General features: G+C 60.2%; 12 protein-coding genes. 1 reads left to right on the top strand and 11 read right to left on the bottom strand.

All coding sequences use genetic code 11. The features are described 5' to 3' along the window. Positions 1 to 60: 60 nt before the first annotated feature. From AAAX72_RS06900 to AAAX72_RS06860, 9 genes are all read right to left on the bottom strand, one after another. Positions 61 to 1,731: a SpaA isopeptide-forming pilin-related protein gene (locus tag AAAX72_RS06900; protein WP_349129709.1), complete on the bottom strand. Its 1,671-nt coding sequence runs from the start codon at positions 1,729 to 1,731 to the stop codon at positions 61 to 63. Next, positions 1,724 to 5,272, bottom strand: a complete 3,549-nt coding sequence (locus AAAX72_RS06895) for an FctA domain-containing protein (RefSeq protein WP_349129708.1) — start codon at positions 5,270 to 5,272, stop codon at positions 1,724 to 1,726. The genes AAAX72_RS06900 and AAAX72_RS06895 overlap by 8 nt, the downstream gene beginning before the upstream one ends. Before the next feature lie 504 nt (positions 5,273 to 5,776). Then, positions 5,777 to 6,598 carry an HAD family hydrolase gene (locus AAAX72_RS06890; protein WP_349129707.1) on the bottom strand — a complete coding sequence of 274 codons (822 nt, stop codon included), beginning with the start codon at positions 6,596 to 6,598 and terminating at the stop codon, positions 5,777 to 5,779. Between the two features lie 173 nt (positions 6,599 to 6,771). Then, a complete protein-coding gene (locus tag AAAX72_RS06885) occupies positions 6,772 to 6,897 on the bottom strand; it encodes a hypothetical protein (protein ID WP_349129706.1) in 126 nt (41 codons plus the stop codon). 50 nt (positions 6,898 to 6,947) lie between these two features. Continuing rightward, positions 6,948 to 8,249 carry a molybdopterin-guanine dinucleotide biosynthesis protein B gene (gene mobB / locus AAAX72_RS06880; RefSeq protein ID WP_349129705.1) on the bottom strand — a complete coding sequence of 434 codons (1,302 nt, stop codon included), beginning with the start codon at positions 8,247 to 8,249 and terminating at the stop codon, positions 6,948 to 6,950. Between the two features lie 4 nt (positions 8,250 to 8,253). Next, positions 8,254 to 9,309: a GTP 3',8-cyclase MoaA gene (gene moaA, locus AAAX72_RS06875; RefSeq protein WP_349129704.1), complete on the bottom strand. Its 1,056-nt coding sequence runs from the start codon at positions 9,307 to 9,309 to the stop codon at positions 8,254 to 8,256. Between the two features lie 231 nt (positions 9,310 to 9,540). Then, positions 9,541 to 10,578 (bottom strand): hypothetical protein, encoded by a 1,038-nt coding sequence (locus AAAX72_RS06870; protein ID WP_349129703.1) that lies wholly within the window; start codon positions 10,576 to 10,578, stop codon positions 9,541 to 9,543. 215 nt (positions 10,579 to 10,793) lie between these two features. Next, a complete protein-coding gene (locus tag AAAX72_RS06865) occupies positions 10,794 to 12,692 on the bottom strand; it encodes an ABC transporter ATP-binding protein (RefSeq protein ID WP_349129702.1) in 1,899 nt (632 codons plus the stop codon). Next, the gene (locus AAAX72_RS06860) at positions 12,685 to 14,514 is read right to left on the bottom strand and encodes an ABC transporter ATP-binding protein (protein ID WP_349129701.1); all 1,830 of its coding nucleotides are present in this window, start codon (positions 14,512 to 14,514) and stop codon (positions 12,685 to 12,687) included. The genes AAAX72_RS06865 and AAAX72_RS06860 overlap by 8 nt, the downstream gene beginning before the upstream one ends. Before the next feature lie 258 nt (positions 14,515 to 14,772). Here AAAX72_RS06860 and AAAX72_RS06855 point away from each other — a divergent pair, with 258 nt between their 5' ends. Continuing rightward, the gene (locus AAAX72_RS06855) at positions 14,773 to 16,119 is read left to right on the top strand and encodes an MATE family efflux transporter (RefSeq protein WP_349129699.1); all 1,347 of its coding nucleotides are present in this window, start codon (positions 14,773 to 14,775) and stop codon (positions 16,117 to 16,119) included. An 86-nt stretch (positions 16,120 to 16,205) separates the two neighbouring features. Here the strand turns inward: AAAX72_RS06855 and AAAX72_RS06850 are convergent, their stop codons facing one another. Then, positions 16,206 to 16,385 (bottom strand): hypothetical protein, encoded by a 180-nt coding sequence (locus AAAX72_RS06850; protein ID WP_349129698.1) that lies wholly within the window; start codon positions 16,383 to 16,385, stop codon positions 16,206 to 16,208. After that, positions 16,385 to 18,534, bottom strand: a 2,150-nt coding sequence (ligA, locus tag AAAX72_RS06845; RefSeq protein ID WP_349129697.1) for an NAD-dependent DNA ligase LigA, incomplete at its 5' end; no start/stop codon positions are given. The genes ligA and AAAX72_RS06850, both read right to left, overlap by 1 nt.

Here is an 18,534-nt window from a genome sequence, read left to right as displayed (position 1 = left end):
CTGTCTGTGTCTTAGCATCTACTTCGCTACGTCTCGCCCCGCTCTCTGTGGGGCTGCCAGCTACTCTTTATGGCTGCCACCTCCCCGCTTGACCAGGAGCGCGACCACGATGAGCGCGGCTCCGGCGACCGCTGCGGCGGCCGCGGCGTACATTGCCATATCGCCAGTCGAGGGCATAAAGCCTCCGGTGGTAATGCTAGGGGGTGTGCCGGTGGGCGTGTTGATGAGCGACGCCTCCAGGCTGCCCGTCGACCCGTCCGCGCTGTCGGCGCGCAGGGGCGACTCGGCCGTGATGGTGAGCTTGGGCTTGGCGGCGGCCACCTGGTCGACGTCCAGGCCCTCAGCCTTGACCGTCACGGAGCGCGTGCCCTCAAAGGCGGCATAGCCCTTGGGCGCCTTGAGCTCGCGGACCTCCAGCTTGCCCGAGTCCACGCCCGAGACGGTCACGCGGCCGTCCTCGCCCGTGGTGACAGTGGCCTTGCCCTCGGCATCCCACATGCCGTCGGCCGCTAGCGTTCGACCGCGGTCGTCGGCGATGCCCAGGACCGCCCCGGCAAGCGGCTTGTCGCCGTCGCTACCGCGCTTGGTGAGCGCGAGATCCCAGGTGTAGGCGCACGCGTCGTCGCTCGGCGTGCGGGTGAAGCCGGCGTCGCCGGACTGGTCGGCAAAGGGAGAGCGCGGGTAGCGCAGGTAGACCTCGTTGGGGTTGCCCTTCGCGATGCCGTGGTTGCACGCGCTGTTGAGCGGCGCATTGTACACGGCGACCACGCGGGCGCCCGCGGTAAAGGCGTCGGCTCCGCCGAGCGCGGCGATGAGGTCGCCGGTGCGCACTGTGAAGGTCTTGCCGTCGGCCGCTACCTTGGTGGCGCACTGGGCCGTGATATCGGTCCAGCCCTTCGCGGGCTCGGTGCCGGCGCGGCCGTCCCTGCCGGCCGAGACTGCGTCAAAGCCTCCGTCCGCACCCGCCGCCACGTACACGCGCATGCTCGCGGCGACCTTGGAGGGGTCGAGCCCCGCGCTCATGGTGTCGACGAACCGCACCGTATAGGTGTCGTAGACCGCGAGGCCCGCCGGGACCGTGGCCGAGAGGCGCCAGTACAGGTCGTCGGCGACCGTGGCGTCGGCGGCCTTCTGCCAGGCGGCGGTGCCGTCCTCCAGCACATGCTTGGACACCTTGGGGGTCGCCGCCTTGGGCTTGACGGTGACGGCGCTGCCGCCCACCAGGGCCATGATCGGCGCGGTGCCGGCTTCGTTCTGGGAAATGGCGGCGTCGTCGGCGACGATGAGCCAGTAGCCACAGGACAGCTCGGCCGTCGTGCCCGCGTTAAGGGCCACGGACACGGCACCAGGGCTCTGGAGGGAACGAGCGAGCTGTGCGCTCAACGCGCTCGTAAGGTGGGAATCGGTGTTGAGCCACTCGGCAGCTTCCTGCGCGGTGGTCTGGGAATTGGGCATGCCGGCGCTGTGCAGCACGGGCAGCGCGGCGTCGCGCACGGCGTCGCTTGCCCAGGCGAGGTCGGTGGCGATCTTGGCGTCGCTGACGCCGTCGACGACGTTGGCGCTAAAGATCTGGTAGGCATCGTAGCTGCGCGCCACGGTGCCGCTCACCGTGATGGAACCGGTCGAGGTCGGCGCGGCCTGCGCGGAAGCGGGGAACACAACCGCGCAGGTGCCGATCAGGAGGGCAAGCAGCGCAAACAAGATCGGGAAGGAGCAAACTTTCTTATTCACGACGCTTACCTCCCTTCGCATTCGCCTTACGACGAATGTGCATCCAGGCCGCAGCAGCGCAAAGCACCGCCGCGCCGGCAAGGTACGTCAGAGTGACGCCCGACATACCAGAAAGGGGCAAAGAGGTGGAGTAGGTGTTGGTGAAGGTGGGGATGGAGGTGTCGGTGAGGTCCTGTTCTTTGGCATCGGGGTCTGGCTTCCACTCGCCATCGGAGCCAACGGATCCCTTCATGTAGGTCACCTTCACGGGGACGATTTTGCAATTTTTCTGATCCGCCATCGTGACGTCAAGCTTATAGACCGAATGATCAAACTTGTAATGCGAAAAAATCGAGCTATCGTCCTTCTCGCGCATGTAGTACGTGAAGGTCTTGGAAGCGCCACGACCCGTAGTGTCACCAGCAGTGTAGGGACCCTTCGTGATATCAGAGAGCGTGTACGCAATCCCCTTATCAAAGACGAACGGAAGCATCTGCTTCTTTTTATCGCCAGAGGTCACGGCAGTGCCGACGATGTCTTCGACTCTAAATTTGCTGTCTTTCGCAAGTTGAAGCGTAAACTCCTTCATCTCACCACCCTTAACGACCTTAGTCGCCTTAGGAGTCCAGGAGCCTCTGGAGGTGTACCGAGTGTACTTGTTGGTGAAGGTCTTTCCCCCGTCGGGGCCGACAATCGAATAATAACCTTGGTCGTTCGGTTTCAACGGGTTAGGCGAATCTCCCAGACTCACGCTTGTGATCTTGTAGTTGTGAATGCAAAGAGGAACCTCCGAGTTTGGATTTTTCCTGCTAGGCACTTTCATGAGTTGCGTTGTGTTGTCCTGAACCTTCACCACAATCTTGTACACGGCTGGATCGTACGTGATGTCGGGATCGTACGTGATGCCGGGATCATTACCAGCATTTTCGACCAAGTAGTATGTAATCTCATTAGCCTTAACGGCCTTATTAATGTACTGTTCGCCAAGGTCAAAGGTGATGTTACCGCTCCCATCATTCTTGGCGGTTCCGACCAAGGTGCAGCCGCCACTGTTGAATGTCTTGTCATTCCAATAGGGCTCCGTCGCGTCATCCGAATCCATACGGTAGACCGAGAAGGAGAACTTGCCTTTGTGAAAATTCATGTTTTGATTGGTCTGCTGATTGGCCTGCTGATTTATCAGCGCCTTGGTTGCCTTCAACTTAAGGCTCGGTAAGATGTACGTATCCGCAGGCTCGCCTAGGTACAAGTTGCCATTCGACATGATGCCGCCACCATGGTCCCAAGAATAGTTGCCCGTGATGAAAGTTGTCGCTTTATTCCGTACTGCATCAATCGTCGTTTTATCCCTGGTATCAACACCCGAAGACAGACCGATGCTATTTTTTACCTGAGCAGCACCGTTGGCGGGGATGGCAATGCAATTCGTTAGCTCAATGCTTCCCGAATACTTGGCGTCTATATCGCCAAGCATCTTGCCGCTTACCACTGCGACCGGCGTTGTGTTACCTTTCGCCGCGAGGAAGAAATCGGCATGACCACTGTTACGAAAAACATGATAGCCGTTACTATCGGCCGAGTAATAGGCTTCCTTGTCTTCTGTCTTACCGCCGCCACCGCCAGAAAGATGGGGGTTACCATCATTGTTATTGTTTTCACTATCGTAAGAATCGGCGCCTCCAGCGTCAGTGTTGCCAAAGATCGCCGTGCCGTCGGTGTTCGTTACCAACGTCTTGCCCGTCGGGCAGACTGCAACGCCACCACCATAGCCACCAGCGGTATTGGTGCTTATATACGAGTTGTATACAAACAGCCTGCCTGCGTCAGCCGCGTTTTGCGAACTACCCTGAACAAAAATACCGCCACCGCCCCAGTCGAAGCGAGACAGGCAAGTGTTGTTGGTAATGTAGACTTTACTTTCTTTAGTGCCGTTACTTTCTTTAGGGCCGTTAATCATCACGTCAACCCTCTGGCCCACTCGGATGCCGGCACCTTCAGATTGGCGGCTCACGTTAGAGGCAATATTTCCTCCCGTAATGTTGAGCCATGTCATATTTGGTTGAAACTTACTGGTAACGTAAACGCCGCCGCCAGCTTCCTCGGAATAGTTGCCAGTAATCTGGCCACCAGAAATGGTGACATGGGCGCCGTTACTGGTGGCAAGCCCAGCGCCACCATGACAACCATCGCCTTTACTACCGCAGAAATTGGCATAGCGATTGTTCGTAATGTAACCGCCGGAAACAGTAACGCTGCCGCCATTTTCGGCCATGATGCCGCCACCATATCCGTTACTGTTAGTGCTATTACCGGAGATTACGCCGCCGGTCACCTTGACTGCAGATCCATTGGCATATACACCGCCGCCACTAGGAGCGCAGTTGCCGGCAATTACGCCGTTAGAAATGCTAAGAGTCGAATTTTCGACAGATATTCCTGCGCCGGCAGCATGGTCCGGACAATAACCTCCACAAACGTAACCACCGTTCATATTGACGGTCGACTTGTTCACCGCGTACACCAGGTTCCGGACATTGCAGTCTTTCTCTTGTGTGAGCACGCCGCTCTCAAGACTGAAATGACCACCGTCATTGATGTTGATGAGCTTCAGGTTTTCATTGCCACCGCACGCCACGATGGCACCTTTAATATCGACGCTATGTTTGAAAAGCGTCTCGGTTGTCTTGGTTATGTCTATTGTACTCGGGGACGATTCGGTCACGTAGTAGGTAAGGCTATACGGAATGCCATCATTGTTGTAAGACAACTCTGCTGCTTTACCATAATTGGTGGGATTTAAGTTCTGGCCCTGATCATTTAGCTCCTGGACTTTGATGCCCTTATCACTCGCTTTCTCAGGATCTTTCTCAGAATCAGAATCCTTAATTAAATCCTTAATTGTAAGTGTCGCGCCACCGGTGATGTTAAACAGGGGCTGGCTCTGATTCGTATATTTAATCTTGTGACCGTTTAGATTTAGTGTGATATTGATAGGGTTGTCGACAGTTTGTTCAAACCCAATCTCTTGGTTGCATTCAATATCGTTAACAAGCTCAAAAGTCGCGCAGCCTTTTGCATCGCGAAAGTTCTCGTTAAGAAGCTTATTGCTGAGTTCATCCCCACTGTTGATTGTATAAGACGATTCATTTCCTGCAGTGAGTGCGATTGCACCATCGCCGTTGGCACCATCATCCGCAGACTGCGTGTCGCCCTCGACCTTCGTGTCGTCGGACGGCTGACCCTCGGTGACGGCGTCTTCGCTCGCGCCACCCTCAGCGTCGTCACTAATCTGGTTTTCGGCGTCTTTGCCCGTGGAATTGCCTGCACCGGCCTCCTCACCCAAAACGTTCTCGTCTGCACCGGCGTCCTCGCCCAAAGCGCTCGCGTCTGCAACGGTCGCCTCGGTAGAACCTGTCTGGGCATCGTTTGCAATGGCCTGCGAGATCGGAGGCATGACGAGCGACAGTACCAGGCTCAAAACGGATGCTCCGCACAAAACGCCTGCCAGTACACGGCGCGTCGCTTTTTTACTCTGCTTAGTTTTTTCTGAATTCGCTTTCATCGATGTCTCCTCCCCAAGAGACCGCGATCTTGCTCTTTCACTATCAAACGTATCTGCGCAATCTGTAATTGCGCTCGCATAGTAATACTATTGTAACTATTGTTTAAACATCCGAGCAATAAAACCGACATTTTTGTAGCCAGTTCTCAATTCTCTTGACATTTACTCAGATTTACCTTCGTTTATTCGCTCTGAAATATCTGTTTCTACTGGTAATTAAGTTAGTTATCAGTTTTTTAATAGCATTAGATTTATTTGCACAACATTTTGCTCAAGAGCATGCATCCTGCGAACGGTCGAAAATCGACCGTGAACGGTAGGTCATTAACCGGGAGGAATAGACTACCAAATTGATGGGAATATCTTTATTTCATCGGTAGTTAGAAGCGTAATGTTCAGACAACCATATCTGAATTTTCGCGCAGATTTTAGGCATCAATTCGCCCAAATCGCCTGAGGACACCGCAAGGCGTCTGTTCCCTTTGCGGTGACTCTCCCCCGGCGCTACAGCAGATGTTCCTCGATAAAGATCGCGATGCCGTCTTTGTCGTTGCTCGCGGTCACAAAGTCGGCGGCGGCACGGGTGGCGTCGCTGCCGTTTGCCATGGCCACGCCCACGCCGGCGTCGGCCACCATGTAGGTGTCGTTGTCCGCATCGCCAAACACGCAGATGTTCTGGAGCTCCATGTCGTTGAGCTCCGCCACGCGCACAAGGCCGCGCGTCTTGGACACGCGCGGATCCATGAACTCGTAGAGCCGCTGCGTGGTTTGTAGAGCCGCCGCCTTAACAGTGTTGTCGGCAAACGTCGACGCCCGCTCAATCACCCGCGGCATCACCTCGGGCGCCATGGTAAACATCACCTTGGGCTGCGGCTCGCGCAAGAACTCGGCAAAATCGACCACCTGGTAGGGCACGCCGTCGACACGCGACAGGTGCTCGACGCACGCGTTGCTCTCGGGCACGTAGAACACGCCGTCTCGGGGGCAGACGGGCGTTGCCGGAAGGTCCGCCATGTGCTTGCAGATGCGCGCGATGGTCTCGCCCGGCAGCGGATAGCTCAGCTCGTTGATGCCGTGTGCACGGTCGATGACCTCGGCGCCACCGCAGCCCACCATCACGTCTACCAGGCCTTCGATGCCCCAGAGCTCGTACATGGCCTCGGTCGCGTGGGCGTCGCGCCCGGTGCACAGGCCAAAGAGCACGCCGCGCTCGCGCAGGGCGCGGATCGCCGCCACGGTGCGCGGGGACACCGTGTGCTGGCTCGTGAGCAGCGTGCCGTCGATATCGCAGAACACGGCTTTGATGTGGCTGAAGGTGGTGTCCATGGGGGCCTTTCTGGGTTGTGCGGCGATTTGGGGTGTGGTCGGAAATGGTGTACATGGTATACCAAGGCACGGGCCGTTGGGACCCGATCGTCACAAAGGTGCCTGCCCCCTTTGTGGTGGCCGGACCCGAAGGGTGGCCTGGCCCGGGGCGCAAACCATCACAACATTCGACGTTATTCGGCGAAATCGCGATTTTCATCGAATGTTGTGATGGTTTTTACTGCAAAGCAAAAAACCACCACAAAGGCGCCTGGCCCCTTTGTGGTGGAAATGACGTTTGCCCAGATAAAACCTGCCAAAATAAACCTGTCCCTATTTGGCAGGTTATGACAGCGCAGCGAGCCGGCCCTTAAAGGTGGTCTTGGATGAGGTCGCAGATGGCTCGGGCGTCGTTGATGTTGATGGCTCGGGTCGCAAAACCGGCGTCGAAGGCCTGGCGTGCCAGGGCCTCGTTGCAGGCAAGGGCCAGCGTGTGACCGTCGACCAGGTCGAGCGAGCTCTTGCCGCGCAGACGGTCGACACCGGAGCGCGCGACCACGATGTTGTCGAAGCCCTCGGTCTTGTAACCCTCGATGATCACCACGTCGACATCGTTGTAGCGCGACAGCAGCTCGCGCGCGGGCATCTCGTCCTCCTCGCGCGTGTCGGCGTACTCCGCCCAGCGCGTGGCGCAGATGAGGCCCACGTGTTTGGAGCCGGCCTGGTGATGGCGCCAGGTGTCCTTAGCGGGCACGTCGATATCAAAGCCGTGATGCCCATGATGCTTGAGCGAACCCACGCGCAGGCCGCGGCGGGTGAGCTCGGCGATAACCTTCTCGACGAGCGTGGTCTTGCCCGAGTTCTGGTAGCCGATAAACGCGATCGCGGGGACGGCCAGAGTGGGAGCTGCGGGCGTGACGGCGACGGGTGCGCTCGCGGGCGCGGCACCGTTAGCGGCCACGGACTCAACGGCAGTGGCCTGACGCTCTGCACGATCCCACACACCCGAGCGGCCGCCCTCCTTGTGCAGCAGGCGCACGTCGACGATCTCCATGCCGCGATCGACGGCCTTGCACATGTCATAAATCGTTAGGCACGCGGCACTCGCGCCGGTCAGGGCCTCCATCTCGATACCCGTCTTGCCCGTCACGCCGGCCGTAACCAGTACGTGAAAGCCAACCTGCCCGTCCTCGCGCGCCGGCGCCCAGCCCTCGGGCACGTCCTCGACAGGCGTCCCCGCCGGAGCGATGGGCGCAATGTCGCACTTGCTCTTGGTAATGAGCAACGGATGGCACATGGGAATGATGTCGCTCGTGCGCTTGATGGCCATGATGCCCGCCACACGCGCGCAGGCAAGCACGTCGCCCTTTTTGGCGCGGTCCTGCAGTACCATGGCCTGCGTCTCGGGGTGCATGAGGATGGTGCCCTCGGCGATGGCGATGCGATGGGTCTCGGCCTTGTCGGACACGTCGACCATGCGTACCTCGCCCTTGGCGTCCACATGCGTCAGCTCGTCGCGACGGGCGTCGCGGGCGGGCTCGGCGGCAGCGCTGGCAGAAGGCTGCACGGACGTGTCGGCGCTGCCAGCATTCGCCGCAGCCGTGGCTTTATGGGCAGACATCGCGGCCCTGCGAGCGGTCTTGGTGGCATCGGCGTACCTGCTCTTAGCCATATGATCATCCTCCGATTTGGGACATAAATCGTTGCGTGCCCTCAATTATCGCGTGTTCCTGCGGTTTGTGGGCCACGGCATCGCGCCAAATCGAAAGTACCTGCATATCATCACCACGGCGCAGGGCGTCGCGCACCGAATACTCGGCATCGCTGAACAGGCACGGACGCACGTTGCCATCGGCCGTCAGGCGCAGACGGTTGCAATTCGCACAAAAATGGTTGGACATGGCGCTAATAAAGCCAACCGTTCCCGCCGCGCCCGGAAAGTGCCAGTAGCGCGCAGGGCCCGCGCCGGCAGGAGCGTCGTTGATGTCGAGCGGCTCGAGCTCGCCCAGTCTCGCCGCGGCGGCCCCGGCATTGATGCGCTCCCGCAGCTCGTCGCTCGGAACGGTGTCACTCGCGTCCCACAGCTCGGGATTGAGCGCGGGCGCATGCGGGTCCACAGTGCAATGCGAGCTCGTGCGCTCGTCGCCGATGGGCATGTATTCGATAAAGCGCAGATGGATGGGGCGGTCGATGGTCAGTCGTGCGAGGGCTGCTACATCCTGGTTGAGCCGACGCACAACAACGCAGTTGACCTTAACAGGCTCAAAGCCCCAAGCCAGCGCCGCGTCGATGCCGGCCATGGTCTGCTCGAGCCGACCCAGGCGCGTGATCTTTCCAAAGAGCGTAGGGTCGAGTGTGTCGAGCGAGATGTTGACGCGGTTAAGCCCGGCATCTTTGAGCTGCGGTGCCAGCTTGGGCAGCAGGGCGCCGTTGGTGGTGAGCGAAATGTCCTCGATCTGCGGAATCGCGCGGATGTCACGAATGAGCGGAATGATACGGCGGCTGACCAGCGGCTCACCGCCCGTCAGGCGCACGCGGCGAATGCCCTCCCCCGCTACCAGGCGCACAAAGCGGGCGATTTCCTCGGCACTGAGCAGCTCATCGTGTGCACGGGGCGCCACGCCATCGGCCGGCATGCAGTAAATGCAGCGGAAATTGCACTTGTCGGTAACGGCAATGCGCAGGTAGTTGATATCGCGGCCAAAGCCGTCATGTTGCACGCGTCCGTCCACGCAGCCCTCCCCTCACGCGGCGTTTTATTCTTCGGAAAACATAATACCCCACGAGAGAATCGTGCCGACACCCGTACGACAGGACGGGTCACTTCGAGCAAAACGGACTTCCAAGCCCATCTTCAGCACAGACCATCACAACATTCGATGCTTTTCCCGTTTTTGGCAAAAAACGTCGAATGTTGTGATGGTTTGCCTGCCCACGGCACCCCGTAGAAGGGCCGGACGCCCCTAAAGACCGCCGTCCCAGTGTCGAATCACGAATTCTCGCAGGTCGTTCTGACGTTTCTGAAACACCTCGCTTCGGTCGCACTTGAGACCCATAGCGAGCGCGATGGCATTCATCGCCCGGTGCAATTGCAGCTGATGGGCAAACTGAGTCCCGGTGAGGACGATCATCCTAAAGCCCAGTGCGCTCAGCACGGTCATACGCTCCGCATCCGACGCGCTGCGCTGTTTATCAAGATGGTCAGAGCCGTTGTACTCAATCCCCGTACCGCTCGCGGGCGCATATACGTCGATCTCGAAATACCCGGCCTTAGCGAGATATTTGAACTCGTTGGGAACATCGACCCGATGGTTGAGCTCGATCTTGGCGTATCCCAGCCCGCCCTGGGAACGTTTTGCTACGACCATGATTGCGGTGGCCGTCTCCATGGGCGAACGCGCGCCATCGTGCACGCGCTTGAGCACAGCGGCCGCGCGTATAGCCCCCTGACGAGATCGGTTCTCATTGCAATAGGCAATCAAGTCGGCAACGGTATACCTCTGCCCCATCTCGATATAATCGCCTGTCGACAGATGATTCAAATGGTATCGAGCGCAGATTTCATACCCATATTCCAGCTGCTCGGGCTCGCTCATCCACGAACCCGCTTGGACAAAGCACATGGCCTCATCAATCACCAGAAGGCCCTCTGCCACCTCGATAAGATGGCCTGGAGGTACCGGCGCTCCAAACACGTGGCACCTAAATCCAGCCGGCGTCGAGCGCTCAAAATCGAAGTTGACGAGCGTGTCGACATGATCGAGCTCTTCTCGTGGAATACCGAGCGAAACCAGATAGTCGGCAACAATCTCAACTGCCGTTGAAGCCCTCAGCCCTTTGGCATCGAGTCCCAATTTGGGCAGGCTCGCGGTCGGCTCCGCCTCGTTAGCAAGCGAGTCCTCATCGTATAGGCTGCTTGCTCGCGAGAGCGGCTCGGACGGGCGCGCCACGTTGTGGTACAGCCAGGCAGTCTTATGGGACAGGACGATCGGCAGGTCCATGAGCCCTCCAATGGAGTCGGATAACCAACCTTATTCCCCTGCCCACGGGTCCGCACACCTTCGTGCGCAAGAAAGCGATTCCACCCGGTCGAGTGGCAGAAAAACCATCACAACATTCGATGCTTTTCCCGTTTTTGGCAAAAAACGTCAAATGTTGTGATGGTTTGAGGCGAGGTGAGGGGCACGGAGGGGTCAAAGCATCGTGCTCGAACGGGTTAATCCAACTCTTTTAAACCATGTGCCAGCTGCCAGTACTCGCCGTGATGAGCGAGCAGCTCTTCGTGCGTGCCGCGCTCGATGATGCGGCCGTGTTCGAGAACCATGATGGCGTCGGCATCGCGGACGGTGGACAGGCGGTGCGCGATCATAAACGTGGTGCGTCCGCGCATGATGCGGTCCATACCGCGTTCGATGAGCTTTTCGGTACGCGTGTCGATGCTCGAAGTGGCCTCGTCCAGGATGAGCACCGGTGGGTCGGCGACGGCCACGCGCGCGATGGCGAGCAGCTGACGCTGGCCCTGCGACAGGTTGGCGCCGTCGGCCGTGACTGGTGTGTCGTAGCCCCGCGGCAGACGGCGGATAAACGAGTCGGCGCAGGCGGCCTCGGCAGCGGCGCGTACCTCCTCGTCGGTCGCGTCGAGCTTGCCAAAGCGGATGTTCTGCGCAATGGTGCCGCTAAACAGGTGCGTGTCCTGCAGCACAATGCCGAGCGACCCGCGCAGGCTGGCCTTGGCAATGTGCTTGACGTCGATGCCGTCGTACGTGATCTCGCCGTCATCGACCTCGTAGAAGCGGTTGATGAGGTTGGTGATGGTCGTCTTTCCGGCACCTGTGGAGCCCACAAAGGCGATCTTTTGCCCCGGCTTGGCAAACAGGTTGAGGTCCGTAAGCACGCGGGCGCCCGGCACGTAGGAAAAGTCCACGGCATGGAAGCGCACGTCGCCGGCAAGCGGGACCAAGCCGCACGTGAGCTCGGTGCCGTCGGCGGCCACCGCGCGGCCCGACTCATCAACGGCTGCCACGTCATGCAGGTGCCCGTAGACGCCCACGCCCTGGCCCTTGGGAATTTTCCACGCCCACGCGGCATCGCCCGTCTGCACCAGCTCCACGCAGCCCTCGTCCACCTCGGGCTCAAGGTCCATGGCGGCAAACAGGCGCTCGGCACCGGCCAACGCGTTGAGCAAGAAGTTGCCGAGCTGCGTAAACTGGTTGATGGGCATGGCGGCCTGGCGCACAAAGACCAGGTAGCTCGCGAGCGCACCTACGTCGGCGAGCCCCTTGATGCAGAGCATGCCGCCCGCCACGGCGACGATGGCATAGTTGACGTAGCCAATCACGACAGTCATGGGCACCATGGAGTTGGCATAGCTCACGGCGGCGGTGCCGGTGCGGCGAAGCTCGTCGTTGCGGCAGGCAAAGCCGGCGACATTCGCCGCCTCACGGTTAAAGACCTTGATGACCTTTTGACCCGAGACCATCTCTTCGATATATCCGTCCAGGTCGCCAAGCGATGCCTGCTGGGCAGCAAAGAAACGCTTAGAGCGCGCGCCTGAGTAGCGCGCATACAGCACAATGGCCGCATCGCACACGAGTGTGATAATCGTGAGCTGCCAGTTAAGGATGATGAGCATAGCCGTGGTGCCCACAACCTGAATGGCGGCCTGAATCACGTTGGCAAAGCTGTTGTTGAGCGCCTCGGAGACAGTGTCGACGTCGTTGGTGAAAAAGCTCATGATGTCGCCCGAGCGCGTGCTGTCAAAATAACTGAGCGGCAGCGTCTGGATGTGCGCGAACAGGTCGCGGCGAATATCGGACACCACGCGTTGGGCCGCGCGCACCATAATCTGAGAGTAGCCCAGGGCCGAGAGTACGCCCGCGGCGTAGATGATCGCCGTCAGGATGACCTGCTTGGTAAGCAGTTCCTCCCCGCCCGTGGCCAAACCGTTAACGATGGGACGCACCATGTAGGTGCCGACGAGGCTCGCGATGGCGGCGACGGAGGCGAGCACGCCCACCGCGAGCAACGAGAACTTGGCATGCCCCATGTAGGAGAGCAAGCGGCGCACAGCGCGCTTGAGGTCGGCCGGGCGTGCTTGGGCTGCGGTCTTAGGCATGGCACTCACCCCCTTCCAAGGGTGATCTGCTGGGGACGGAGGAGAACGGATCATTCGCGCAGCCATCGTCGCAGCCGTCGCCGGCGTCCGCGTTCCCCGCAAACTCCATCTGCGAGGCGTAAATCTCCTGGTAGATGTTGTCGCTCGCCAGCAGTTCCTCGTGCGTGCCCACGCCGTGGACACGGCCGTCGTCCAACACCACAATGCGATCGGCATCCATGACACTCGCGATGCGCTGGGCGATGATGAGCACGGTCGCATCGGGAATCCGAGCGATGTGCTCGCGAATCTTTGCGTCGGTCGCCATATCGACCGCGCTGGTGGAGTCATCAAAAATGAGCACGCGCGGATGCTTGAGCAGCGTGCGCGCGATACACAGGCGTTGCTTCTGGCCACCCGAGACACCGGCGCCGCCTTGGCCCAACTCGCCGTCCAGCCCGCCGATGCGATCAAGGAACTCGTCCACGCACGCCGCGCGGCAAGCCGCGAGGAGCTCATCGTCCGACGCCTGCGGATTGCCCCACTGCAGGTTTTCGCGCACGGTGCCCGTGAACAGCACATTCTTTTGCAGCACAATGCCCACGGCATCGCGTAAGGTCGCGAGGTCGTAGTCGCACACGTCGTGTCCGCCCACAAGCACGGTGCCCTCAGTGGCGTCGTACAGGCGCGCAATCAGCTGCACAAGCGAACTCTTGCCCGAGCCCGTGCCGCCGAGGATGCCCACCGTCGAGCCGCTCTCGATGCGAAGGTCGATATGCTCGAGCACATCCTCGGCAGCATCCGCGCGGTATTTAAACGACACGTCGCGAAACTCGATACTGCCGTCCGTTGGCGCCGCAGTCGCGAGGTCCCCCGCAGGATTGGCGATAAAGGGCTCTTCATCGAGCACCTCTGCGATACGGCCCACGCTCGTGAGAGCGCGTGTGAGCAGCAAAAACACGTTGGAAATCATCATGAGCGAGTTCATGATCAGCAGCACGTAACTCATAAAGCCCGTGAGCGAGCCCACGCCCAAGCGACCTTCGATGATCATGCGGCCGCCAATCCACAGAATGGAAAGCGCCGCCACGTACATCGACAGCTGAAACACCGGCAGGTTGAGCACAGCGTTGCCAAAGGTCTTGGTCGCCGTGCCGGCGAGCTCGGTATTGACGGTGTCGAACTTGTCGCACTCGTGCTCAGCGCGCACGTAAGCCTTCACGGCGCGCACGGCGGTAAGGTCCTCTTGCACCACGCCGTTGAGGTGGTCCATCGAGGTCTGGAGCTGGCGGTAGAGCGGGCTCACGCGATAGGTGATGACGCCCAGCACGATTGCCAGCACGGGCAAGATGATCGCAAAGACGGTGGCGAGCGGGCGCGACAGCATCAGCGCGTAGATAAGGCCGACGATAAGCGTCACCGGGCCGCGCACCATAGGGCGAAAGCCGTTGCCCACAGCATTTTGGATAACGGTGATGTCCGTGGTCATGCGGGTGACGAGTGAGCTGGCGTCGTAGTTGTCCAGGTTACCAAAAGCGAGCGTCTGAATCTTTTTGTACTCAGCCTCGCGCAGGTTAGCGCCTAGGCCCGAGGCAACGCGGGCGGACGTGTGTGCATAACCCAAGCCCAGTACCAGCGAAAGCGCAGCGCACACCAACATGTACGACCCCTGCAGCAGCATGTAGTTGATATCACCCGCAGGCACGCCCACATCGATGATGTTGGCCATGATGACCGGGATAAACAGCTCGAGCACCGTCTCGACCGACACAAAGAACACGCCGAGGATGGCATCGCGACGGTATGCCCCTAGATAGGAAAACAGTATTTTGAGATTGCGCACGCAGGTTCAACCCCCATCAAACGTTGTTCGCAAACGCACGTATTATTGCGCGCCGAATAATGGTGTCAAGTATTCCGAAATCGTTTTCTGCAAGGTTAGCGCCGGCGGCGAGTTCTCGTGATGTGTGTCCATATTCACTCGGAATAATGGTGCGCGAGACTTTTTCGCTCCGGCGTCATCACAAACCTTGACTCTACAATCGTTATAGGGTTTTCACTACACTGGTACGTAAACAAACCCAGCCAGAAAGCCCCGCCCATGGAACACGACCTCACACGCGGCAATGTCCTCAAGACCATCGCGGTCTTTGCCCTACCTTATATGCTCTCGTACTTTTTACAGATGCTCTACGGCATGGCCGACCTGTACATGATGGGGCAGTTTAGCGGCGCTGCCGGCATCACCGCCGTGGGCAATGGCGCGCAGACGCTCTATATCATTACCGTGACGCTCGTGGGCCTGGCCATGGGAACGACGGTCATCATCGGTCACGCCGTGGGCTCGCGCCGCTTCGATCGCGCCGAGACCGCCATCGGCAACACCATTACGCTGTTTATGGGCGTCTCGGTGGTACTGGCCGCCGTCCTGCTCGCACTGTGCCCGCAAATCGTGGCGCTCATTGGCACGCCGGCCGAGGCGGTCGAAGGAACCGCCGCCTACCTGCGTATTTGCTTTATGGGCATTCCGTTTATCGCCGCATACAACATCCTCTCGGCCATCTTTCGCGGGCTGGGCGATTCGCGCTCGCCCATGTACGTGATCGGCGTGGCATGCATCATCAACATCGCGCTCGATTTTCTGTTTATCGGCCACATGGGGCTCGGCCCCGTGGGCGCGGCGCTCGGCACAGTGACCGCCCAGACGGCCAGCGTTGCCCTCGCGCTCGTGTGGCTCAAGAGCCGCCGCACGAACATCCACGTTAAGCGCAGCGACCTGCGCCCCCAGCCCGAGGTGCTCGGCAGTATTCTTAAGATCGGCGTGCCTGTGGCCGTGCAGGACGGCTGCATCCAGGTGGCGTTTATGTTTATCACCGTCATCGCCAACCACCGAGGGCTCGTCGACGCCGCCGCCGTGGGCCTGGTCGAGAAGATGATCAGCTTTTTGTTCATTGTGCCGAGTTCCATGGGCGCCACCGTCAGCGCACTCACGGCGCAAAATGCCGGCGCGGGCAAGGGCGATCGCGCTCGTCAGGTGCTCAAAGACGCCATGACCATCTCGGTGGTGTACGGCTGCCTGATCACGGTGCTGATGTGGCTGGTAGCGCCGGCGTTTATCGGCTTTTTTGCCAAGGACGCCGCAGTGGTCGCGGCGGGTACCGGCTATATGCGCAGCTATATTTTCGACGCGATTTTTGCCGGCATCCACATTTGCTTTAGCGGCTTTTTCGCTGCGTATGGCAAGAGCTACATCGGCTTTGCGCACAACGTGCTGGCGGTGGCGCTCATTCGCGTGCCCGGTGCGTGGCTGCTGTCGAATGCCTATTCCGATACGTTGTTTCCCATGGGCATCGCGTCGCCGTGCGGATCGATTTTGTCGGCGGTCATTTGCGTTGTCGCGTTTACCGTGCTCAACCGGCGCGGGGCTTTTGACAAGTTGGCAGCGTAGCGGGACAACGCGAAATCGCCCCCATCGACGACATCATCAGCGACGATCCCACAACCTACGTGACGCAGACCACGGTGCCTGTATCGCTAGGCTAGACCGAGCCTCGTCTCCAGCTCGGTCAACGCCTCAAAAGCATCGCGAGACACACCTGCCAAGCGCTCACGTTCCGCAATGCGAATTCGCGCCATCAGGTGCTCTTTTGCCTGCCCTTGGGCGTGCTTCGTGCGCCCTTCCGCCTGCGAGCAATTGCGATTCTCTATATCCATTACGCCTCCGGCACCTGACCAGTAGCTAAGATCTGCTCGAGTGCGTCCTCATCCAACACGGGCACACCCAGCTGCTCGGCCTTGGTGAGCTTGGAGCCCGCTTTGGGGCCGGCGACCAGATAGCTCGTCTTCTTTGACACACTGCCCGAAACCTTGGCGCCGAGCACCTTGAGCGCCGCGCCTGCCTCGTCGCGCGTGCGGTTGACGAGTGTGCCGGTGAGCACGAAGGTCAGACCCGCGAGTGGCTGTGCGTCGGCGAGCTCGCCCGCCACGCCGGCATCGGCTGCGGCTTGCGCGTGTGCGGCGCCCAAGTCAACCTCGAGCGAAAGGCCCGCTTGGCGCAGACGTTCCAGCACGGCGAGATTCTCGGGCACGGCCAGGAACTGCTTGACGCTCGCCGCAATCTTGGGACCGATGCCCTCGCACTCGGCGATGTCCTCTTCGCTCGCCAAGATAAGTTTGTCAATCGACAGGAATCGTTCGGCGATGACCTCGCCCACGCTCTTGCCCACGTGACGGATGCCCAGGGCAAACAGCACGCGACCGAGCGGCTGGCTCTTGGACTTGTTGAGCTCGACGATGATTTTCTCAGCCGTCTTGAGGCCCACCGGAATAGGATCGCCCTTCTTGACGCCCTTTTTGCTGTTGGAGCTGGCATAGGTGCGCCCTGTGTCCAGGCCGGCGATATCGTCGACCGTGAGCTGGTAGAAGTCCGCGACGTCGTGGATCAGGCCGGCGGCGATCATCTTGTCGACGATCTCATCGCCCAGGCCGTCGACGTCCATGCAGCCGCGGCTCACCCAGTGAAGCAGGCGCTCCTTGAGCTGCGCGGGGCAGTCGATGGAGACGCAGCGGTAGGCGACCTCGCCGTCCTCGTGGACCACGGGGCTGCCGCACACGGGGCAGACCTCGGGCATGTGCCAGTCAACCGAATCGGCCGGGCGCTTATCGAGCACCGGGCCCACGACCTCGGGAATCACGTCGCCCGCCTTGTGCACGATGATGGTGTCGCCCTCGCGCACGTTTTTGCGGCGGATCTCGTCGATGTTGTGCAGCGTGGCGCGCGCGATGGTGGAGCCGGCGACCGTCACCGGGTCGAACTCGGCGACCGGCGTGAGCACACCGGTGCGGCCCACCTGGATGCGAATTTCGCGCAGGACGGTCTGCTTTTCCTCGGGCGGGAACTTAAAGGCAATGGCCCAGCGCGGCGCGCGGGCGGTAAAGCCCAGGTCGAGTTGCTGCTGGAAGCTGTCAACCTTTACGACTACGCCGTCGATGTCATAATCCAGATCACCGCGGTGCTCGAGCGCCTGGGCACAGAACTCGTGGACCTCGGCGGGCGTGGCGCAACGGGCAACGTTAGGGTTGACGCTAAAGCCAGCGTTGCGCAGCCAGTCGAGGAACTCGCGCTGGCTGTGGACGTGCAGCGGATCGGTATCGGCGATGGCATAGATAAAGGTGGCAAGATCGCGGCGCGCCGTGACCTTGGGGTCCTTTTGGCGCAGGCTGCCGGCGGCGGCGTTGCGCGGGTTGGCGAAGGGATCGCGGCCCTCGACATCGGCCTCATCGTTCAGGCGCACAAAGCTGCCCTTAGGCATGTAGACCTCGCCGCGCACCTCGATGGTACGCTCGCGGTCGGCGCCCATGTGGGCGAGCGCCGGCTCGGACAGGTGCATGGGCACATCCTTGATGGTGCGCACGTTGAGCGACACGTCCTCGCCTGTGGTGCCATCGCCACGTGTGGCCGCACGTACGAAGGTGCCGTTTTGGTAGGTCAGGGCCACGCCCAGGCCGTCAATCTTAAGCTCGCAGGTATAGGTGACGCTGCCGGCGCCGAGCGCATCCTCGGTGCGTTGGAGCCACGCGTCGAGCTCGTCCAGGTCCATGGCATCGTCCATGGAATACATGCGCGCCATGTGCGTTACCGGCGTAAACTGCTCGCTCACGTAGCCGCCCACGCGCTGGGTATAGCTGTCGGGCGTCACCAGGTCGGGATAGGCCGCCTCGATTTCCTGCAGCTCAACGAGCATTTTGTCGAAGGCGGCGTCCGTGATCTCGGGCGCATCGAGCATGTAGTAGCGATAGGCGTGGTAATCGAGCTCGTGGCGCAGCTCGGCCGCGCGCGTTGCCGCCTGGGCACGGGCATCGG

Source organism: Collinsella sp. CLA-ER-H8, from assembly GCF_040092335.1.
Lineage (GTDB): Bacteria > Actinomycetota > Coriobacteriia > Coriobacteriales > Coriobacteriaceae > Collinsella.
Note: the sequence above shows the minus strand (reverse complement) of the source record. Positions and strands in the feature narration are given on the sequence as shown.